General features: G+C 68.1%; 19 protein-coding genes and 1 pseudogene. 13 read left to right on the top strand and 7 right to left on the bottom strand.

What is annotated here, in order from left to right; translation table 11 throughout:
- Window positions 1-128: 128 nt before the first annotated feature.
- From ACLML9_RS02930 to ACLML9_RS02920, 3 genes are all read right to left on the bottom strand, one after another.
- Window positions 129-2,381, bottom strand: a complete 2,253-nt coding sequence (locus ACLML9_RS02930; RefSeq protein WP_411943992.1) for an AAA family ATPase — start codon at window positions 2,379-2,381, stop codon at window positions 129-131.
- A gap of 304 nt (window positions 2,382-2,685) precedes the next feature.
- Window positions 2,686-3,156 (bottom strand): hypothetical protein, encoded by a 471-nt coding sequence (locus tag ACLML9_RS02925; RefSeq protein ID WP_411943991.1) that lies wholly within the window; start codon window positions 3,154-3,156, stop codon window positions 2,686-2,688.
- Window positions 3,157-3,263: 107 nt separating this feature from the next.
- A complete protein-coding gene (locus tag ACLML9_RS02920; RefSeq protein WP_411943990.1) occupies window positions 3,264-3,425 on the bottom strand; it encodes a hypothetical protein in 162 nt (53 codons plus the stop codon).
- 200 nt (window positions 3,426-3,625) lie between these two features.
- Here ACLML9_RS02920 and ACLML9_RS02915 point away from each other — a divergent pair, with 200 nt between their 5' ends.
- On the top strand, window positions 3,626-4,078 hold the full coding sequence (locus ACLML9_RS02915; protein WP_030524669.1) for an SRPBCC family protein: 453 nt from the start codon (window positions 3,626-3,628) through the stop codon (window positions 4,076-4,078).
- Here ACLML9_RS02915 and ACLML9_RS02910 read toward each other — a convergent pair.
- Entirely contained in the window at window positions 4,053-5,099 is a 1,047-nt protein-coding gene (locus ACLML9_RS02910; protein WP_356994595.1) for a beta-ketoacyl-ACP synthase III, read from the bottom strand. The genes ACLML9_RS02915 and ACLML9_RS02910 overlap by 26 nt on opposite strands.
- Before the next feature lie 257 nt (window positions 5,100-5,356).
- On the opposite strand from ACLML9_RS02910, the gene ACLML9_RS02905 reads away from it, so the two are divergent.
- The 6 genes from ACLML9_RS02905 to groL all read left to right on the top strand — a co-directional run bounded on the left by ACLML9_RS02905 (window position 5,357) and on the right by groL (window position 10,693).
- On the top strand, window positions 5,357-5,617 hold the full coding sequence (locus ACLML9_RS02905) for a GlsB/YeaQ/YmgE family stress response membrane protein (RefSeq protein WP_411943989.1): 261 nt from the start codon (window positions 5,357-5,359) through the stop codon (window positions 5,615-5,617).
- Between the two features lie 142 nt (window positions 5,618-5,759).
- Window positions 5,760-6,485 carry a phosphatidylserine decarboxylase gene (locus tag ACLML9_RS02900; protein ID WP_411943988.1) on the top strand — a complete coding sequence of 242 codons (726 nt, stop codon included), beginning with the start codon at window positions 5,760-5,762 and terminating at the stop codon, window positions 6,483-6,485.
- A complete protein-coding gene (locus ACLML9_RS02895) occupies window positions 6,485-7,408 on the top strand; it encodes a CDP-alcohol phosphatidyltransferase family protein (RefSeq protein ID WP_411944007.1) in 924 nt (307 codons plus the stop codon). The genes ACLML9_RS02900 and ACLML9_RS02895 overlap by 1 nt, the downstream gene beginning before the upstream one ends.
- Before the next feature lie 59 nt (window positions 7,409-7,467).
- Complete coding sequence (locus ACLML9_RS02890; protein ID WP_411943987.1) at window positions 7,468-8,226, top strand: Clp protease N-terminal domain-containing protein; 759 nt, start codon at window positions 7,468-7,470, stop codon at window positions 8,224-8,226.
- A gap of 171 nt (window positions 8,227-8,397) precedes the next feature.
- Window positions 8,398-8,691 (top strand): DUF222 domain-containing protein, encoded by a 294-nt coding sequence (locus tag ACLML9_RS02885; RefSeq protein WP_030524663.1) that lies wholly within the window; start codon window positions 8,398-8,400, stop codon window positions 8,689-8,691.
- A 376-nt stretch (window positions 8,692-9,067) separates the two neighbouring features.
- The gene (gene groL / locus ACLML9_RS02880; protein ID WP_411944006.1) at window positions 9,068-10,693 is read left to right on the top strand and encodes a chaperonin GroEL; all 1,626 of its coding nucleotides are present in this window, start codon (window positions 9,068-9,070) and stop codon (window positions 10,691-10,693) included.
- Window positions 10,694-10,838: 145 nt separating this feature from the next.
- Here the strand turns inward: groL and ACLML9_RS02875 are convergent, their stop codons facing one another.
- Window positions 10,839-11,843 (bottom strand): SMP-30/gluconolactonase/LRE family protein, encoded by a 1,005-nt coding sequence (locus tag ACLML9_RS02875; RefSeq protein ID WP_411943986.1) that lies wholly within the window; start codon window positions 11,841-11,843, stop codon window positions 10,839-10,841.
- A gap of 114 nt (window positions 11,844-11,957) precedes the next feature.
- Here ACLML9_RS02875 and ACLML9_RS02870 point away from each other — a divergent pair, with 114 nt between their 5' ends.
- From ACLML9_RS02870 to ACLML9_RS02860, 3 genes and pseudogenes are all read left to right on the top strand, one after another.
- Window positions 11,958-12,437, top strand: a complete 480-nt coding sequence (locus tag ACLML9_RS02870; protein WP_411943985.1) for a MarR family winged helix-turn-helix transcriptional regulator — start codon at window positions 11,958-11,960, stop codon at window positions 12,435-12,437.
- 194 nt (window positions 12,438-12,631) lie between these two features.
- Window positions 12,632-12,781: pseudogene (locus ACLML9_RS02865) on the top strand (iron chelate uptake ABC transporter family permease subunit); the annotation flags it as partial.
- A 46-nt stretch (window positions 12,782-12,827) separates the two neighbouring features.
- Window positions 12,828-14,900, top strand: coding sequence for a prolyl oligopeptidase family serine peptidase (locus tag ACLML9_RS02860; protein ID WP_411943984.1), 2,073 nt, complete (start codon window positions 12,828-12,830; stop codon window positions 14,898-14,900).
- 9 nt (window positions 14,901-14,909) lie between these two features.
- On the opposite strand, the gene ACLML9_RS02855 is transcribed toward ACLML9_RS02860, so the two are convergent.
- Both ACLML9_RS02855 and ACLML9_RS02850 read right to left on the bottom strand, forming a co-directional pair.
- Window positions 14,910-15,770 carry an alpha/beta fold hydrolase gene (locus tag ACLML9_RS02855; protein WP_411943983.1) on the bottom strand — a complete coding sequence of 287 codons (861 nt, stop codon included), beginning with the start codon at window positions 15,768-15,770 and terminating at the stop codon, window positions 14,910-14,912.
- 42 nt (window positions 15,771-15,812) lie between these two features.
- Entirely contained in the window at window positions 15,813-16,445 is a 633-nt protein-coding gene (locus tag ACLML9_RS02850) for a TetR/AcrR family transcriptional regulator (protein ID WP_030524649.1), read from the bottom strand.
- Between the two features lie 246 nt (window positions 16,446-16,691).
- Between ACLML9_RS02850 and ACLML9_RS02845 the strand changes: the two genes are divergently transcribed.
- The 3 genes from ACLML9_RS02845 (at window position 16,692) to lpdA (ending at window position 20,272) form a co-directional block, all read left to right on the top strand.
- Window positions 16,692-17,378 carry a ZIP family metal transporter gene (locus ACLML9_RS02845; protein ID WP_411943982.1) on the top strand — a complete coding sequence of 229 codons (687 nt, stop codon included), beginning with the start codon at window positions 16,692-16,694 and terminating at the stop codon, window positions 17,376-17,378.
- Between the two features lie 62 nt (window positions 17,379-17,440).
- The gene (locus ACLML9_RS02840; RefSeq protein WP_411943981.1) at window positions 17,441-18,754 is read left to right on the top strand and encodes an MFS transporter; all 1,314 of its coding nucleotides are present in this window, start codon (window positions 17,441-17,443) and stop codon (window positions 18,752-18,754) included.
- A gap of 114 nt (window positions 18,755-18,868) precedes the next feature.
- Window positions 18,869-20,272, top strand: a complete 1,404-nt coding sequence (lpdA, locus tag ACLML9_RS02835; protein WP_411943980.1) for a dihydrolipoyl dehydrogenase — start codon at window positions 18,869-18,871, stop codon at window positions 20,270-20,272.
- The last annotated feature ends 154 nt before the right edge of the window (window positions 20,273-20,426 follow it).

The following is a 20,426-nucleotide window of genomic DNA, read 5'->3' as shown; positions in this document are numbered from 1 at the left end:
ATTGCGCGCTCATCATATGCGAGCACGAACTGGGACAATCGTACAGATTAAGAGATGCGCGCTCGCATCCGGCTACCCTCGGGCAACGATTTCACCAGGTCAGGCATATCGGACAGAACGGGAACGAATCAGCGGCGGGCCTCCGCGTACCGGCGCAGCGACTCCACCTGATCGGCCTCCAGCGAGGGGCGCACCGCCCGGCGGGCGGCGTCGATATCCGCGGCCGTCACATCCGCGGCGTCCACATCACGGCGCATGGCCGCCAGCGCCGCCTCGCGCAGCAGTGCCGCGCAGTCCGCGGCGGAGAAACCGTCCAGCTCAGCCGCGAGCCGGTCCAGGTCCACCGACTCCGCCAGCGGGACCGCGCGGCCGGTCGTACGCAGAATGGCCGCCCGGGCCTCCGCGTCCGGTGGGGGCACGAACACCAGCCGTTCGAGCCGGCCCGGTCGCAGCAGGGCAGGATCGATCAGTTCCGGCCGGTTGGTGGCGCCCAGGACCACCACATCGCGCAGCGGTTCCACTCCGTCCAACTCGGTGAGCAGCGCCGCCACCACCCGGTCGGTGACTCCGGAATCGGAGCTCTGGCCGCGGCGCGGCGCCAGCGCGTCCACCTCGTCCAGGAAGATCAGTGAGGGCGCCGAGTCCCGGGCCCGCTGGAACAGTTCGCGCACCGCGCGTTCGGAGGAGCCCACCCATTTGTCCATCAGTTCCGCGCCCTTGACGGTGTGGACGCTCAGCTGTCCGCTACCCGCCAGCGCCCGTACCAGGAAGGTTTTCCCGCACCCCGGCGGCCCGTACAGCAGCACCCCGCGGGGCGGCTCGATACCGAGCCGCGCGAACGAATCGGGGTGCCGCAGCGGCCAGAGCACCGACTCGGTCAGCGCCTGCTTGGTCTCGGCCATATCGCCCACATCGTCGAGACCGAGATCACCGAGCGCCAATTCCTCGGTTCCGGAACGCGACAGCGGCCGGATGACCTCCAGCGCGCCGCGCAGGTCCTCCTGCTCGAGTAGTGGTTCGGTGCCGTCCCGGCTCGCCCGAGCGGCCGCCCGCAAGGCCGCCTCCCGGCACAGCGCGGCGAGATCGGCGACCACGAACCCGGGGGCCGACGAGGCGATCTCGTCCAGTCGTAGCTCGCCGGTGGGCACCTTGCGCAACAGCTGTTCCAGCAAGGCCCGGCGCATCCCGGCGGTGGGCAGCGTCAACGCGAGTTCCCGGTCACACAGATCGGGCGCCCGTAACCGCCGGTCGATCGCCGCCGGATGCGCGGTGGTGGCCAGCAGCGCCACGCACGGTTCGGCCAGCGCCGCCCGCAACTGATCCAGGATCAGCGTCGCGACCGGTTCGGCCGGTTCGGGTAGCAGCGCATCGATATCGGTGATCAGCAGAATGCCGCCCCGGCCCGAACCCACGGCCGCGGCCGCGGCGGCGACCGCGCGCAAGCGGGCCCCGCTCTCCGCCGCGCCGACCGACGGCCCGTCCAGTTCCACGATCCGGCGCGGTGCCACGACCGCTCTGGCCAGCGTGGTTTTACCCACCCCGGCCGGGCCGGTGACGAGCACACCCAACCGCGGGGCCGCGCCCAGCGCCTTCAGCAATTCGGGTTCGTCGAGTGCCAGGCTCAGCCATTCCGCCAGCTTCGCCGCCTGCGGCTGCACCCCGGCCAGATCCTCCACCTTCAGTTCAGGAGGGGGCGCTGTCCCGACCGGAACGGATCCGGGCAGGTCGCCGCCCGTCACTGTGTCGAGGTGGCTCGGCGCCAGCGCCTGCTCCGGCCCGGGATATTCGTGCACCCGGACCGGGGCCGGCTCGTCACCGGTGGCGACTCCCGCCGTCCACTCGACCGCGGTGTTCGGTTGCACGCTGACCGGCACACCGGGCGGATCGGTGGTGACCACGGTGAGCAATTCGGAGGTCCAGGCGATCCCGAACGCCCGCGACAAGGCCTGACTCGCCACCGACGACGGAATATCCGGTCCCAGTTCCCGGGGCAGCAGGGAGACCGTGTCACCCACGGTCACCACCTTGCCGAGCAGCGCCTGGCGCAGCGTGGCCGCCGGAATCGACTGCGTGGCCTGCCGGGATCCGCTCACGGTGACGCGGCGGGCGCCGTACACCACGGCCGGCGCCACCACCACGCCCGCATTCTCCCGCAGTCCGGCATTGGACAGGGTCACATCGTCGAGGAGCGCGGTACCGGCCGGAGTCCCCGCGGGGGCCCGGCCCACCACGGCCGCGGTACGGCGTGCACCGATGAGTGAGACACCGTCCCATTCGCGTAACCCGAGGGCGGTAAGCGCCTCGGGATGCAGCCGGACCACCCCGCGCCGGGCGTCGGCGGCGGAGGGATTCAGACGAACGGTCAACGCCAACTCAGCCACCGTGCCATTCTGCGCCGTTTTCGGGAATGCCGGGGCGCGGGCCCGGTGACCGGCTACGCAATCCGGGTGTCCGAGGCCGGGCATGGCGACGAACGGTTCTGTCGATCGTGTCCCGGGAGACGGGCCGGGTTCTCGGGTCCGTCCCGGTGCACGGTGAGCGCCACCGTCGATCTCGGTGACGGGGTGTCCCGCGAGCTATCACGATCGATACCGGGTGGAGATACCGCTTACCTCACCCATGGTAACGATGAGATCGCGGTGATCGGTAGCTGAAAGTGTGCGGCCGCGGCCGGCCGCACCCTCTTTATCCGTTGGCGACGATCCCCGCGACCACGGCGACCTTCTGATCGGCCAGCTTCTGCGAGTTGCACACCAGTTTGGCGGTGCCGAGTGCGGCGTTGGGGTTGCCCACGAACGCGCTGTCGGGATTCTCGGCGAGGATCTGACCGATGAGTTGCTGCTGCTGCGGTTCGTCGAGCTGTGCGAACTGGCTGCAGGTGGTGTCGGAGGGGCGGTCCGCGGCAGGGGCGTCGCCGGCGGAATCGTCCTCGGTCAGGGTGGTTTCCGGCGACGGCGCGGGGGTTTCCTCCGCGCCGGGGGTGGTGGTTCCGGCGGTGGCGACGTCGCCGGATTCCGTCTGCGGCGCCGTCTGCGCGGTCGCGGTGTTCTTGCGCAGGCCCGACGCCTCGGCCGGCTCTTCTTCGGAAGAGCAACTCGAAAGCGCCAGCGCCGCGGTGGCGGCAGCGGCGAGCACAACAGTTGAGATTCGCTTCATAACGCATTCCCCGGTGGTCGGCCACGCCGGAGCCTCCGGCGCGCCCAGCAGCGTACCGGGTGGCGCGCGGCCACCCCGGCCGCAGCCGGGGCTCCGGACGCCGGGGTTCAGACTCGGTGGTGCAGGACCATATCCAGTTCGGTGGGGGTGAGCAGACGTTCCAGCCGTTCGTCGATCCTGGCGGTTCCGGAGGGGTCATCGGGTTCGAGTGCCGGGAGTTGCGGCAGTCCCCCGGGGGTCTGGCGGCGCAGTAGCGAGCGAAAGTTCACGGCCCATCACCTCACGGTAGCTGTGTATTTGCTGGCGACGCGTCTTGCTGGCGGTGGCGTGTACGGCAACCGATGGGGTCCCGCAATCAATTCTGCTTCCGGATCGGTGATATCGATACACGGCACGGGAAAATGTGACCGAGCCGTCGCCTATCGCTACTCTTTCTGATACTTGGAGTTTCATCTACCTGGAGGCAATGTTGCCGAAAAACCTCGAAGCCAGCATCGAAATCGCCGCGCCGCCGGAGCGGGTCTGGGCGGTGCTCGCCGACCCGAGCCGGATGCCGGAGTTCAGCCCCCAGTGTGTCCGCATGGTCCCGATCGGCAAGCCGCGAGCGGGCACGCTGACGATCAACCTCAACCGGGACGGTTGGAAGTTCTGGCCGACCACCTCGCGCATCCTGCGCTACGAAAAGAACAGTGCGCTGGCCTTTCGCGTGAGCCAGAACCGGACGGTATGGACCTACACGCTCGAGCCCACCGAGAACGGGACCCGGCTCGTCGAACGCCGGGACGTCCCCAACGGCACCACCTGGGTATCGCGGACCCTGATCGACGCAGTGCTCGGTGGGGAGCCGGCGTTCGAGGAGAACCTCGTGGCCGGGATGAACGAATCGCTGGCGAAGATCAGGACAGCGGCCGAGGCGAACTGAACTTCGGCAGGTTCACGACCTGGGCCGCGTAGGACAGCCCCGCGCCGAAGGCGATGAGCAGCGCGGTATCGCCGGGCTTGGACTGCCCGGTGCGCAGCAAGGTCTCCATCGCCAGCGGAATCGAGGCTGCCGAAGTGTTGCCGGCCTCCTCGATATCGTTGGCCAGCGCGCAGTTCTCCGGCAGTTTCAGCACCCGCGCCATGATCTCGATGATTCGGCCGTTGGCCTGGTGCGGGATCATGGCGTCCAGGTCGTCGGTGGACAGGCCGGCCCGGTCGATGGCGTCGCGGCAGACCTTCTCCAGGGAGTGCGCTGCCCACCGGAACACCGCGGTGCCCTCCATGGCCAGGTAGGGACGGACGGCGTCGGTGCCCTTCTCCTCGATCTCGGCGAAGAACTCGACCCAGTCCTTGTCCTGGCGGATGACGCGGTGCTGGGTGCCGTCGGAACCCCAGACGGTCGGCCCGATGCCCTGTTCCTCGGCCGCGCCCACCACCACCGCGCCCGCACCGTCGGCGAACAGGAACGCGGTACCGCGATCGGCCGGGTTGACGGTGTCGCTGAGTTTTTCCACCCCGATGACGAGCACATGCGAGGCGGTGCCCGCGCGGACCAGGTCCGAGGCCATGGCCAGGCCATGGCAGAAGCCGGCGCACCCCGCCGAGATATCGAAGGCGGCGGCGCCGCCGGTGCCGAGTTCGGTGGCGATCCGGGGCGCGGCGGCGGGAGTCAGCAGCAGGTGGGTCGAAGTGGCGACGATGACGCAGTCGACCTGGTCGCCGGCGATCCCGGCCGAGTCCAGGGCGCCGCGACAGGCGGCCACGCTCATCGAATGGATGGTCTCGGTGTCGTCGGCGAAGCGGCGGGTGCGGATACCCGAACGGGTCCGGATCCACTCGTCGCTGGAATCGATCGGTCCGGCTACCTCGTCGTTGGTCACGACTCGCGCCGGGCGGTACACGCCCAGTCCCAGGATCGCGGTGTGCTGGGCCCCGGTTGTCTGGGCGATCTGAGTAGCCATGGTGCTTCTCCTATGTACCTGCGGCTGGGCCGCCGCGAGGGGACCCGATTTCGATGTGGATTCCTCACCCGCCGGCCGCGTGGTCGCGGTCACCGGGCAATCCGGAGACATGAGGCACCCTCATATTATCTCCTCGTACGGGCGATGGCATCGCTTATTCGATATTCAGCGGGGTTATCGAGATCGACTCCGGGTATTGCGGCGATACACGCCCGCGGCCGCGGGTGGGTACCCGGAGAACAAGCGAGGAACAACTCATGCTCGGACTCGGCATCATCGGCTGGATCATCATCGGCGGTATCGCCGGCTGGATCGCCAGTAAGATCATGAAAACCGACGCCCAGCAGGGCGTTCTGCTCAATATCGTGGTAGGTATCGTCGGCGGGCTCATCGGCGGCTTCCTGCTCTCGGCATTCGGTGTCGACGTGAACAGCGCAGGCTGGTTCTTCAGCTTCTTCACCTGCCTGGTCGGCGCCGTCGTCCTCTTGTTCCTGGTGAAGTTGGTCGTACGGAGGTAGGCCTCGGTTCGACACCCGGTGCCACCGGCCTGTTCGGCGTAAGGTGTGAACGCTTGCGCCGACAGGTTCGGCCGGCCCGTGCGCGGTGACCGGTCGCCACCCGGAGTCCGCGCCGATCGAACCGAGTACGAAAGAGGAATCAGTGGCACGCCGTCCCACGCCGCCCGGCACCCCGGAAACCACCGGTCCGGCCCATCTGGCCGATCTGGTGCGCAGTGCGATCCCGCCGATGCATCCGGCCGGATTGCCCTTCGTGGCCGTTCCGCTCGGGGTCGCCGTCCTGGGCCGCAGGCGGCGCTGGGTCCGCCGGACCGCCCTCGCGGCGGCCGCGGCGAGCGCCGTCTTCTTCCGGCATCCCCACCGGGTCCCGCCGAACCGGGCCGGAGTGGTGGTCGCCCCCGCGGACGGTGAGGTCGCCCTGGTCGACACGGCGGCGCCTCCGCCCGAGCTGGGTCTGGGCGATCAGCCGCTGCCCAGGGTGAGCATCTTCCTGTCGGTCCTGGACGTGCACGTCCAGCGCACGCCGGTCTCGGGCGTGGTGCGCGATGTGCGCTACCGGCGCGGGCAGTTCAAATCCGCCGACCTGGCCGATGCCAGCGAGGTCAACGAACGCAGCAGCATGCTGATCGAGACCGCGGACGGGCAGCAGGTGGTGGTGGTCCAGATCGCCGGTCTGCTGGCCCGGCGCATCGTCTGCGACGCCGCCGCCGGTGACCGGATCACCATCGGCGACACCTACGGCCTGATCCGTTTCGGGTCCCGCGTGGACACCTACTTCCCGGCCGGGACCGAACTGCTGGTGAACATCGGCCAGCGGACGATCGGAGGGGAGACGGTGCTGGCGGTCCTGCCGTCGGCGGGCGTGTGATGGAGCAGGTCATCGAAGGCAGGCGGCGTCGATCGATCCGGCTGCTGCCCAGTATCGTCACCATCCTGGCGCTGTGCTCGGGATTGTCCGCGGTCAGGTTCGGCCTCGAGGGGGAACTGAAGATCGCGCTCGCCATGATCGGCGCGGCCGCGGTCCTGGATACCCTCGACGGCCGGCTGGCGCGGTTGCTGTCGGCGACCACCAAGATCGGCGCCGAGCTGGACTCCCTCTCCGATGCCATCTCTTTCGGGGTGGCGCCGGCGCTGGTGCTCTATGTGGTGCTGTTCAACGGTGCGAGCGGCGGCTCGGGCTGGATCGTCGCACTGCTCTTCGCGGTGAGCATCGTGCTGCGGCTGGCCCGGTTCAACACCCTGCTCGACGACGACACCCGTCCCGATTGGGCGCGCGAGTACTTCGTCGGGGTCCCGGCTCCGGCCGGCGCGCTCATCGCGATGGCTCCCATCGCGGTCTACGTGCAGTTCGGCGACGGCTGGTGGACGAGTTTCCCGGTGGTCGCGGCTTGGACGGTCTTCGCCGCGGCGCTGTGCGTGAGCACCATTCCCACACTGGCCCTGAAATCGGTGTCGGTCGCCCCGCAGGCCGCCGCCGGCCTGCTCGTGCTGGTCGCGCTGGCCGGCGCGGCGCTGATCACCTACCCCATCGTGCTGTTGCTCGTACTGATCGTGCTGTACCTGGGGCATATCCCCTTCGCGTGGTACTCGCGGCGCTGGGTGGCGGCCCGGCCCGAGACCTGGCAGTACAAACCGTCCGAGCGCCGCGCGCAGCGCCGGGCCGACCGCCGGTTGACCGTCCTGCGCCGCCCGGAGATCCGGCGGCCGGCGCTGCGCCGCCCCGATATCCGGCGGCCCGCGCTGCGCGGCGATTCGCGGTTGCGGTTGCGCCGGCCGGGCGGGCGGAACTGAGGGATCGTTTCGTCAACTTGTGGTTGACGATATGCCATGCGTCAACCTATAGTTGACGCATGGCAACAGTACGTCTGGACGACCTCATCGAGGTCATCAAGAAGGCCCGGCCCGACAATGCGCTGGATCAACTCTCCGACGCGGTGGTCACCGCAGGGCATCTCGGTGAGCTGGCCGACCATCTGATCGGTCATTTCGTGGATCAGGCCCGCCGGTCGGGCGCCTCGTGGACCGAGATCGGCGCCAGTATGGGTGTGAGCAAGCAGGCGGCCCAGAAACGCTTCGTGCCCAAACCGCCGGGCGATCCCTCCGCCGAGATGGATCCCAATGCCGGATTCGGCAAATTCACCCCGCGCGCTCGCATGGTCGTGGTCGCGGCCCAGGAGGCCGCGAATATCACCGGCGGTGCCGAGATCTCCATCGGCCACCTGGTCCTGGGCCTGCTCAGTGAGGCGGACGGCCTGGCCGGTCAGTTGATCGTGGAGCAGGGGGTCGCGCTGGCCGATGTCGCGAGCGCGGCGCTGACCGCGGTGGGCGGCGATGCGACAGCCGGACCGGAGGCCCTCAAGACGGCGACCGCCGCCGGCAAGATGAGCGGACTCATCCCCTTCGGCGCCGACGCGAAAAAAGCGCTGGAGCTGACTTTCCGCGAGGCCCTGCGGCTCGCGCACAACTACATCGGCACCGAGCACATCCTGCTCGCCGTGCTCGAATTGGAGAACGGCTCGGGCATCCTGAGCGATGCCGGATTGCGCAAGGAGCCGATCGAGACCCGGTTGCTCGAACTGCTGCGGCAGATCGTCGCCGAGAAGGAATAACGTACGCCCGGCCGTGGAAGCGCCCGGGACTCCGCGCCGTGCGATCACCGCGATTCGAACCGGTCCGCGGTGCGTCCTGGGCCGGGTGGCGCCCGTCCGCCGCGCTGGTGTTACCGCAGGCGGCGGTCCCGATGCGCCCGATCCGGGCCGGTGGCCCGGTAATCTATAGCAATGGCGGATGAAACGGACTCCGACCTGGTGGCCGGTGAGCACAGGGACGATCTGCTGCGCGCATTGACCTACGTCTCCACCGAATCGTTGTCGGACGGGAGCTATGTGGTCAACGGTGATCTACCGCCGGAGGTCGCGCCGCCGTTCATTCGCGCCATCATGCGGGTCGAGGCCGAGCTGCTGCTACACGATGCCGAATTCGTCACGATCGACGAGGGGGAGCCGCGCACCCCGGAGGAACGGCGTGCGGATGCCTTTCTGGCTCTTGCTCTGCGGGTCACCGACAGTCTCTGAGTTTTCGGCACCGCCTCCGGCATCGCAGGGTTCGGGGCGCCTCGGTCTCCATTCTTCACTCCGCCGATCGGTCGCTGTGCGCCTTCGCTCTGTCGCTCCGGAATCGGGACGGGCGCCGGGCTTATTCGGGTAGCCGTATCGGGGGTCGTCGCACTCTTCGTGTCGACCGACCTTGCACTCGGAACCGGCGAGTGCTAAAAATGGCTTTGGCACTCCCCACCGGAGAGTGCCAAGGTCGGGACGGTGAGATCGGGTACCACGACACCCCTGGTCGTCCGTCGCGGGCACCGAGCCTGGCCACAAGCGTAGCTAAAGGGTGACCCGACAATGCGGTCATCCTGTGTGTCAGCCTCATTATTTGGAGGATCTCACCGCAATGGCCAAGACAATTGCGTACGACGAAGAGGCCCGTCGCGGCCTCGAGCGGGGTCTGAACGCCCTCGCCGACGCGGTCAAGGTGACGCTGGGGCCGAAGGGCCGCAACGTCGTGCTCGAGAAGAAGTGGGGCGCCCCCACGATCACCAACGATGGCGTGTCCATCGCCAAGGAGATCGAGCTGGAGGACCCGTACGAGAAGATCGGCGCCGAGCTGGTCAAGGAAGTCGCCAAGAAGACCGACGATGTCGCGGGCGACGGCACCACCACCGCCACCGTGCTCGCCCAGGCGCTGGTGCGCGAGGGTCTGCGCAATGTCGCGGCCGGCGCGAACCCGCTGGGCCTGAAGCGCGGCATCGAGAAGGCCGTCGAGGCCGTCACCGCCCGGCTGCTCGACTCCGCCAAGGAGATCGACACCAAGGAGCAGATCGCGGCCACCGCGGGTATCTCCGCGGGCGACTCGTCCATCGGTGAGCTGATCGCCGAGGCCATGGACAAGGTCGGTAAAGAAGGCGTCATCACCGTCGAAGAGGCGCAGACCTTCGGTCTGTCGCTGGAGCTCACCGAGGGTATGCGCTTCGACAAGGGCTACATCTCGGGCTACTTCGTCACCGACCCCGAGCGTCAGGAAGCGGTCCTCGAGGATCCCTACATCCTGTTGGTCGGCTCGAAGGTCTCCACCGTCAAGGACCTGCTGCCGTTGCTGGAGAAGGTCATCCAGGCCGGCAAGCCGCTGCTGATCATCGCCGAGGACGTCGAGGGCGAGGCCCTGTCGACCCTGGTCGTGAACAAGATCCGCGGCACCTTCAAGTCCGTCGCCGTCAAGGCCCCGGGCTTCGGTGACCGCCGCAAGGCCCAGCTCGCCGATATCGCCATCCTCACCGGTGGCGAGGTCATCAGCGAAGAGGTCGGCCTCTCCCTGGAGACCGCCGGCATCGAGCTGCTCGGCCAGGCGCGCAAGGTCGTCGTCACCAAGGACGAGACCACCATCGTCGAGGGCGCGGGCGACGCGGAGGCCATCCAGGGCCGCGTGGCGCAGATCCGCACCGAGATCGAAAACTCGGATTCGGACTACGACCGCGAGAAGCTGCAGGAGCGCCTGGCCAAGCTGGCCGGCGGTGTTGCGGTCATCAAGGCCGGTGCCGCGACCGAGGTCGAGCTCAAGGAGCGCAAGCACCGCATCGAAGATGCCGTGCGTAACGCCAAGGCCGCCGTCGAAGAGGGCATCGTCGCCGGTGGTGGCGTGGCTCTGCTGCAGTCGGCTCCGGCTCTGGAGGACCTGAAGCTCGACGGTGACGAGGCGACCGGCGCGAACATCGTGCGGGTGGCGCTGTCGGCTCCGCTGAAGCAGATCGCCTTCAACGCCGGCCTCGAGCCCGGCGTCGTCGCGGAGAAGGTTTCCAACCTGCCCGCCGGTCATGGCCTCAACGCCGCGACCAACGAGTACGAGGACCTGCTCGCCGCCGGTGTCGCCGACCCGGTCAAGGTCACCCGCTCGGCCCTGCAGAACGCGGCCTCCATCGCGGCCCTGTTCCTGACCACCGAGGCCGTTGTCGCCGACAAGCCGGAGAAGGCGGCCGCCGCGCCGGCCGATCCGACCGGCGGCATGGGCGGCATGGACTTCTGAGTCCCGCCTCCCGGCAATCCTTTTCGAATCGAGGGCCGGTCCACCGTTATGGTGGACCGGCCCTCGGTCTGTTCAGGTACGCCGCCGGAAACTCGCGGGCCGGACCCGCCGTGCGACGGCGGGTCCGGCCCCGATGGATCGGCGGTCAGAGGCCTGTTACCGCGAGCACACGGAACGGGGCGGTGGGTGTGCCGGGACCCAACGGCCCGCCTCTGTCGAATTGCGAGGCGACCACGAGTACGCGGTCCCTGTCGTGGACCAGTGTGGTGGGAGTGCCTAGCGCGTCGTCGTGGTATTCGGCGGTCCGGGTGGCGGTGTAGCCGTTATCGGACAGGGCCCAGGTGCTGACGATGTCGTTGGCGTTGAGGGCCGCCCGCAGGGTGGTGCCCTCCAGATCGAGACCGTCGCCGAGGGGGAGTTCGCCGCCGACGAGATTCACTCGGCGGATCGGCGTGGGGTCCGGGGTGAGGGCGACCCGGTAGAGATCGCCTCCGGTGGAGTCCGCGGTCAGCAGATAGGCGCCGGCGGGGTCGGCGACTATTCCGTTGAGGGTGTAGGCGTCGGGGCCGTGTGGTTCCAGGACGGACGTCAGATCGAATGCCGGGGCCAGTTTTCCGTGCCCGGCCCCGGTCAGTGCTCGGTCCAGGTCGGCGGGGGTGACCTGGTAGATGAGGTCGCGGCGGCTGTCGGTGAGATAAGCCGTCCCGTCGGGCCCGAAAGCGATGTCGTTGACGAAATGGTCGGCCGTTCCCGGTACGTCGAATCGTGCGCGCAGTTCCCGCGAATCGATGTCGTAGACGGCTACCCCGGCGGTCGAGTCGAGGACCCACAGCCGACCGGCTCGGTCGACTCGTAAACCGTTCGCGGTCCGGCGGCCGTCGGTTCCGGAGGGCAGGAAGACTTCCGCCCGGGTGGCGCCGACGGCGTTCCGGTAGATCGTCCCATCGGCATAAGAGCCGACATAGGTATCGCCGGTTTGCTCGTCCAGAGCTATGCCTTCGGGATAGACGCGGTCGCCGGGAAGCTCGAATGCGGTGTCGATACGGGGCGCCGGGGTCGGTTCCGCCGGATGCCCGCAGCCCACCAGAACAAGGCCGGCGGCAGCCGCGAGCACGGCGGCGGACCAGCGGCCGGGGGTGGTACGAGACATGGCTCATGCCCTTCTGTGCAAGGTGTTCAGGCCGATTAGGTGTAGGCTAATCTAGATTAGAGTTCTAATCTTAGTCAAGACTCTAATGGACGCAGGCATGGATACCATGCCTGCATGACGTCCATGCCCGCCGAGGAGCGCATCGGTTCGTATGTCAAACGTGCCGAACAGGCGCGGAACGCGGCCAAGAGTGCCGCGCTCAAACCCATCGGCGTCACGGAGGCGCAATACGCGGCGCTGTTTTTCCTCAGTGAAAATCCCGGTATCTCGGCGGCGGCCCTGGCCCGGCTGTGCGGGGTGACACCCCCGACGATGAACACGGTGCTGACCAACCTCGTCGACCGCGGACTGATCGAACGCACCCCGCATCCGTGGCACAGGAACATACTGGAAACGCGCCTCACCGAACGAGGGGAAACGGTGATGGGAGAGGCCGACGCCCGCGCGATCGCGGTCGAGCGAACCGTCGGCGACGGATTCACCGATGCCGAACGGGAAACGCTGTGCCGGTTGCTCACTCGCTGTGCCGAACTGTTCGATACCGCCCGGGTGGACGTACCGGCGGCTTTCGCCGCCGGGCGCGCCGAAAAGTAGGGGCCCGCAGGGCGGCTCACCATCTGGTGGACGGCCTCCGGCGTTCCGCACCTATCAGAGCGGGATGGCGTGCGGGCGGCCGGCGGTCGGCTCGGTGACCACCCGGGCGGCGAGGCCGAAGACATCGTGCAGCACGTCCGAGTGTACGACGTCGTCGGCTCGTCCAGCAGCATGATGTCGGTTTCTTCCGCTGGCCGCGCACCCTCGTCGGCATCGCCGCGGGAGCGTGTCTGGGTGTAGCCGGAATCCTGACCCAGGGGCATCCGCGCAACGCTGCCGCCGAGCCGGGCCTGGCCGAGCCCGACCTGCGCGACGGCCGTGCGCGCGGGTGCGGCCTTGTGTGATCCGCCACGGTCCGTACCGCCCGTCCGGTTGGGTGACAATGGTCGGATGAGTGGCGTACAGGACAGCGAAGCCGATCCCTACCTCTGGCTCGAAGAGGTCACCGGCGAGCGGGCACTCGATTTCGCCCGGGCGCACAACGACGTCGTCATGGAGCGCTTCGCCGCGGCCGACCGGTTCGACGTGCTCCAGCGCCGGATCCTGGACATGCTGGATACCGACGCCAAGATCGCCTTCCCCAGGCGGCGCGGGCAGTGGCTGTACAACTTCTGGCGCGATGCGGCACATCCGCGCGGTCTGTGGCGGCGCACCACCTTCGCCGAATACGTGAAGGCGGAGCCCCAATGGGATGTCCTGATCGATCTCGACGCGGTCGCCGCCGCCGAGGACGAGAACTGGGTCTGGGGCGGTGCCGGAGTGTTGCGCCCGGCCCAGAGCCGGGCGCTGATCAGCCTGTCGCGGGGTGGTGCGGACGCCAAGGTCGTCCGTGAATTCGATATGGAAGCCCGCGAATTCATCGCCCCGGCGGACGGGGGCTACTTCCTGCCGGAAGCGAAGTCGCGGATCAGTTGGATCGATATCGATTCCGTATATGTAGGAACCGATTTCGGCCCCGGCTCGCTCACCGGATCCGGATATCCGCGGATCGCGAAACGCTGGCGCCGGGGTACCGCGCTCGACGCCGCGGAAACAGTTTTCGAGGGCGCGGTAACCGATGTCTCGGTCTCGGCGGGTTACGACCGGACCCCCGGCTACGAGCGGCACTACATCGCACAGGCGACCGATTTCTTCCACGAAGAGCTCTTCCTGCTGGAGGACGACGGTTCCCGGACCCGCCTGGAGACACCGTCGGACGCCGACGAGTCGTGGTACAAAGAATGGTTGCTGGTCCGGTTGAAATCGCCGTGGGAGGTCGGGGGCAACACCTATCCCGCCGGCGCCCTGGTCGCCACGAATTTCACCGATTTCCTTGCCGGCGGGCGCGATTTCGATGTGCTGTTCGAGCCGGACGCGCACACCTCGCTGCACGGATACGGCTGGACCGAGAACCATCTGCTGCTGGTGACCCTCGAGGATGTGCAGACCAAGCTGTACGTTCTCACTCCGGGTGCCGAGGGCTGGCGCACGGAACCGCTCGCCGACACCCCCGCCATGGCCACCACCGGCATCATGAATCTCGACCCGCTCGAGGGCGGGGACGACTACATGCTGATGACCAGTGGGTTCACCACACCGACGACACTGCTCGCGGGGTCGGTCGGTGCGCCGGTGACCGAATGGAAACAGGAGCCCGCGTTCTTCGACGCGACCGGTATCGAGACCGAACAGTTCTTCGCGCGCTCGGACGATGGAACATCGATCCCGTACTTCGTGATCCGGCACCGCGATACCCGGGATACGCCGGCGCCCACGGTGATGTCGGGCTACGGCGGGTTCGAGGTGTCCCGGACCCCCGGCTACGGCGGCGCTTCCGGTATCGGATGGCTGGAACAGGGCGGCACCTATGTGATGACCAATATCCGCGGCGGCGGGGAATACGGGCCGCAGTGGCACACCTCGGTGCAGAAGGAGAACCGGTACAAGGTGTACGAGGATTTCTCCTCGATCGCCCGCGATCTGGTGGCCCGCGGAGTAACCACCGCCGATCGGCTCGGTGCCGTCGGCGGCAGCAACGGCGGTCTGCTGATGGGCGTGATGCTCACCCGCTACCCGGAATTGTTCGGGGCGATAGTCTGCCAGGTGCCGCTTCTGGATATGCGGCGGTACCACCGGCTGCTGGCGGGTGCGTCCTGGGTGGCCGAATACGGTGACCCGGATGTGCCGGAGGAATGGGCCTATATCAGTCGGTACTCCCCCTATCAGCGGGCCGCGGAAACCGGTGCGGGCGCGACCTATCCGCCGATCCTGCTGACCACCTCCACCCGTGACGATCGTGTGCATCCGGGGCATGCCCGCAAAATGGCGGCGCTGCTGGAGGATCAGGGACACCGGGTCTGGTACCACGAGAACATCGAGGGCGGGCACGGCGGCGCCGCCGACAACAAGCAGTCGGCGTTCCAGGCGGCATTGATCTACGAGTTCTTCACCCAGATGCTCATCGAGGGCCGGACCGCGAAGTGATCCGGCCGGTCACCGATCGTGTAACCACTTCTCGATACGGTCGACCACGTCGGCGGGTTCGGAGATCCAGCCGTTGTGGCCCAGCGGCCGGGGTGCGTGCCAGGTCGTCTTGTCGGCGTTCGGCAGTTTGTCCAGCAGATGCCCGGCCGACGTCCGCGGGGCCAGTTCGTCACCGGTCAGGGTGATCGAGAGTACGGGCAGTTTCAGCCGGGCGAGACGTTCCTCGTAGTCGATATCGGCGCCGGCCGGGTCGAACCGGCCGGTGCGGGCCAGCCGGGCCCAGTCGGAGACGAGCACCTTCGACTGGCGGCCGAAACCGTTGGGGCCGAGTTTGTCGCCCGGCCACACTCCGGCCAGTCCGGCGGTCAGCGAGACCGCGGCGGTGCCGACCAGCATGCCCGGTGCGAGCAGACCGCGGAAACCCCGGTAGTAGGGGGTCCCGGACGCGACGAGGATCAGTCCCGCGAGGCGGCCGCGGACCCGCGCCGCGTACAGCGCCGACAGTTGCCCGCCCATACTGTGGCCCAGCACGTACGGGGAGCGGTCGGGGAAGCGGGTGCGTACCACCTCGAAGATCGCCGGGAAATCCACCGCGGCTAGTTCGTGGTATCCGTAGGTGCTGGCCGCGCTCGGTTTCGGTGAACTGGCGCCGTTGCCGCGCAGTTCGCCCACCGCGACATCGATGCCGCGCCGGGCGAGCGCACGAGCGAAATAGAGGTAGTACTCGCCGGGAACGCCGAGCCCGGGTATCAGTACGACCACCGGGCGAGGTGTATCCGGGGTGACCGGACGCCCGTCCGACCCCGTGGCCGGGACCAGCCGCACCGGGACGGTACTGCCGTCGGGCATCTGGATCGCAACGGTCTCCACCGGTCAAGGCTAGCCGCCGGACGCCCGCGCCCGGCGGCGTGGTCAGGCCCGGATCGCGCCCACGATGATCCGGCTCAGCACCCGGATCACCTCGTCGAGCGGTTGCCGCGGTTCGGCCCCGCTCCATTCGTCCACCACATAGTTGACCGCGCCGATGATGGCGAGCATGCGCAGGTCGTAGTCACCGGTCGGGATTTCACCGTGCAGTGCGGCGTCCTCGGCGGCCTTGGCGAGCACCGAACTCCAGGCCCGGCGCGACTCCCCACGCATCTTCTCGACTTTGGTCCCGGCACCGACCACTTCGACGAGCACGACCCGAGCCCGCCGCATATCGGTGCCGATGGATTGCACATAGGCGCGGATGGCGCCGTCGATCCGCTCCAGCGCGCTCTGGTCGGTGCTCTGATCGAGGGAGGCGAGCACCGCGGTCCGCGATTCCCGGTCGATGAGAGCGAAGAGTTCGACAAGGAGCGATTCGCGGCCGGTGAACTCTTCGTAGAACTGGCGCGAGGACAACCCCGCGTCTTTACAAATGGCCCCTACCGAGCTATTGGCATACCCGTCTCTCGCAAAAACCGTCAGGCCGGATTCGAGAAAACGAGCGCGTCGCTCGCGTTGCCGATCTTCTACGGGCTGCCCGGCATACCGTCGTCCCGAATTCGCTTCCTGTGACATCGCGCAGAACAATACCGAAAAGCCCGATCCTCACGTCATCGATCGGGCCTTTCGTAGCATGCCGGTAGCACAGTACGGGTTTGCCGAAAGTTGGCTGCCCGCAACTCGGGTCACCGGCGGAACTGTCAAACCGGACAATACCCGGATCCTCGCTGGTCCAGCGGATTTTAGAGGGAATTTCTAGAATAATTTCCATAGGCCGGGCATGACCACTGCAATAACCCGGCAACACATAGGGTTCACCTTATGGGAACCGCACTGCTGTATGGGCTGGGTACGGCAATTCCATTGCTGATCGGTGCGGCCATCGGTTTGCGAACCACATTGCCCAAGCCATTGCTCGCTTCGCTGATGGCGTTCGGTGCGGGCACCATGATCGCCGCCGTGACCAACGAACTGTTCGAACCCGCCTTCCTACAGGCAGGGGCATTCACCGCCGGCGCCGCGTTGTTTCTCGGCGCCGCCGTGTACGTGGTCGCCAACCGGCTCCTCGAGCGCCGGCAGGGGACGGGAGCGGTCGGCTGGGCACTCATGCTCGGAACAGTTCTCGACGGTGTTCCGGAGAATACGGCGCTCGGGGTATCGCTCGGGTCGGGCGGCGGGATCGTGCTGCTGGTCGCCATCGCCGCGGGCAATGTACCGGAGGCGATCGGGGGATCGGCCCTGCTGCACCGGCAGCGAAACGTGCCCCCCGGTAGGGCGTTCACCCTCTGGCTCCTCACCGGCGCGGTCCTCGTCATGGTCACCGTCGCCGGAAACCTGCTCTCCGACCATCTCGAGCCGACCCATATCAGTGCGATCCAGGCCTTCGCGGGCGGCGCCACCATCGCGGTCCTCGCCGATTCGCTCATGCCCGAGGCGTACCGGGAGGGCGGCTGGTGGGTCGGCATGGCGACCTCGATCGGTTTCCTGGTCGCCTTCCTGCTGGGATGACCGGCCGGACAGGCGGATAATCGGTTTTCCCGCACGGCCGGTCGGTGCAGGATGGCAGCGGTATGGCTGCCGACGCCTCCCGCCCTGTATTCCCCCGCGACCTCCGGCTGCTGCGGGACCGGTCCTTTCGCGGAATCTTCCTGGGTGCCGCGTGCTCGGGCGCGACCGACGGAATCGTGCCCGTCGCCTTCGCCGTGCATTCGATCGAGGTGTTCGGTTCCGCCGGTTCCCTGACCGTCATCCTGATCGCGCTCTGGGCCGGGCGGTTCGTGTGCACACCCGTCGCCGGGATCGCCGCCGCCCGCCGCGACCAGTTCGCGATCATGATCGGGTCCGATGTGGCCCGCATCCTCGCCCAGGCCGGACTGGCGCTGGTGCTGGTGGGCACGGGCCGGGATTCGCTGCCGGCCATGGCGGTGTCGGCCGCCCTCTACGGCGCGGCCACCGCTTTCTACGCTCCCGCTCTTGCCACGGTGCTGCCCCGGGTGGTGCCCGGACCCGGACTGCGCCGGGCCAACGCCCTGATCGCGCTGGTTGCCGATATCAGCGTGCTCATCGGTCCGGCAGCGGCCGTGGCGTTGTCGGCGATGGTCGGATTCGTCTGGATTCTGGTGCTGGATTCGCTGACCTTCGGCGCGAACCTACTCGCACTGGTCTACGCCCGGCGCGCGGCCGGGCTTGCTCCCGGTCCGGGCGGACCGCTGGGAATCGGCGGAGCGCGGGGTGTGGGCGGGTCGGCGGTGCGCGCCGGGTGGACATCGATGCGCGGGATCGTGGCCCGTGCGCCCTGGCTCGGCTGGTCGGCCGGGCTGTGGTTCGCGGTGTCCTTCGCGATCGGACTGGTCGCGGTGGCCGGCCCGGCGCTGACGGTCACGGCGACCGGCGGCGGTGGGCTGTGGGCGGCGCTCGCGACCGGTATGGCCCTGGCCGCCCTGGCCGGATCGTTGTCGGTGATCGCCGGTGCCGCGCGGTTCGGCTGGCGCACCGCCTGCGCCGCGCTGGCCGCCGCTGTCGTCCTGGAGCTGGCCGCGCTGGCCGGTTACGGCCGAGAGGTGAGTGGACCGGCGTTGCTGTTCGCCGGTTGTCTGGTCGCCGGGTTCGCGGTCTCGGTCACCGGCATCGTCTGGCAGTCGCTGATCCAGGCGGAACTGCCGACCGAGGAGCTCGGGGTGTTCGGTTCGGTGGAAGGTTTCCTGGGGGCCGCGGGTGTCCCGGCGGGGATGATCGCGGGCGGGTGCGCGCTCACCGGAGTCGAATACGTGGCGGTAGGGGTCGCGGTGGCACTGCTCGGCTGTAGCGTCGCCGTCCGGGTGACCATGCGCACATCCGCGCACGCCCGGCGGGGGTCCGCGGCGGACCCGGTCGAGGCGTCGTAGCACCGTCGCGGCCCGTCAGGGCCCGGTGGGACCGTCGGCGCGGCACCGGTGTGCTCAGCGGCGGGAGGCGGGCGGGTGGCCCCGGCCGGAGCCGGGAGAGTTAGGCTCGACACCGTGACTTCCCACTACGATGTCGTCGTTCTCGGTGCTGGTCCCGGCGGTTACGTCGCCGCGATCCGCGCCGCTCAACTCGGCCTGCGAACAGCGATCGTCGAGCAGAAATACTGGGGTGGCGTGTGCCTGAACGTGGGCTGCATCCCGTCCAAGGCGCTGCTGCGCAATGCGGAGCTGGCCCATATCTTCACCAAGGAAGCGAAAACCTTCGGGATCAGCGGGGAGGCGACCTTCGATTTCGGGGCGGCCTTCGATCGCAGCCGTAAGGTCGCGGACGGCCGGGTCAAGGGCGTCCACTTCCTGATGAAGAAGAACAAGATCACCGAGTACGACGGCAAGGGTTCGTTCACCGACCCCAACACCATCTCGGTCGAGCTCAGCAAGGGTGGCACCGAGTCGATCACCTTCGACAACGTCATCATCGCCACCGGCACCAACACCAAACTGCTGCCGGGCACCTCCCTGAGCAAGAACGTCGTCACCTACGAGGAGCAGATCCTCACCCGCGACCTGCCGGGTTCGATCCTGATCGTCGGCGCCGGCGCCATCGGTATGGAGTTCGGCTACGTCCTGCGCAACTACGGCGTGGACGTGCGCATCGTGGAGTTCCTGGACCGCGCGCTGCCCAACGAGGACGCCGATGTCTCCAAGGAGATCACCAAGGCGTACAAGAAGCTCGGTATCACCATCACCACCGGTGCGGCCGTGCAGTCCATCGACGACGACGGGTCCAAGGTCACCGTCGCGATCAAGGACAACAAGTCCGGCCAGGTGGAGACCGTCACCGTCGACAAGGTGCTGCAGGCCGTCGGCTTCGCGCCCCGGGTCGAGGGCTTCGGGCTGGAGAACACCGGTGTGGCGCTCACCGACCGCGGCGCCATCGCGATCGACGACAATATGCGCACCAACGTCGCGGGTATCTACGCGATCGGTGATGTGACGGCGAAACTGCAGCTCGCGCATGTCGCGGAGGCGCAGGGCGTGGTCGCGGCCGAGACCATCGGCGGTGCGGAGACGCTGCCCCTGGGCGACTACCGGATGATGCCGCGCGCCACCTTCTGTCAGCCGCAGGTCGCCAGCTTCGGTCTCACCGAGCAGCAGGCGCGCGACGAGGGCTACGACGTGAAGGTCGCGACCTTCCCGTTCACCGCCAACGGCAAGGCGCACGGTCTCGGCGACGCCACCGGTTTCGTCAAGCTGATCTCGGACAACAAGTACGGCGAACTGATCGGTGGCCATTTGATCGGCCCCGATGTCTCCGAACTGCTGCCCGAACTGACCCTGGCCCAGAAATGGGATCTCACGGTCAACGAGCTGGCCCGCAATGTGCATACGCACCCGACGCTGAGCGAGGCGCTGCAGGAGGCCATCCACGGCCTGGCCGGGCACATGATCAATTTCTGATCCCCTCGGATCCTTCTTGTTCCCCGACCCGGCGTCGTGCCCGCACGGTGCCGGGTCGCTTCGTTTCCGGCCATCGTGCCCGGCGGGCTCCCGCGCCCTGCTGTTCGCGAATCCCGGAGGCAGACGGCCCGGGTGATTCACCCGGCGCTGCGGT

The organism is Nocardia sp. NPDC002869, assembly GCF_046764065.1.
Taxonomy (GTDB): domain Bacteria; phylum Actinomycetota; class Actinomycetes; order Mycobacteriales; family Mycobacteriaceae; genus Nocardia; species Nocardia rhamnosiphila.
The sequence above is the reverse complement of the archived record's forward strand: the minus strand, read 5'-3'. Positions and strand labels throughout refer to the sequence as shown.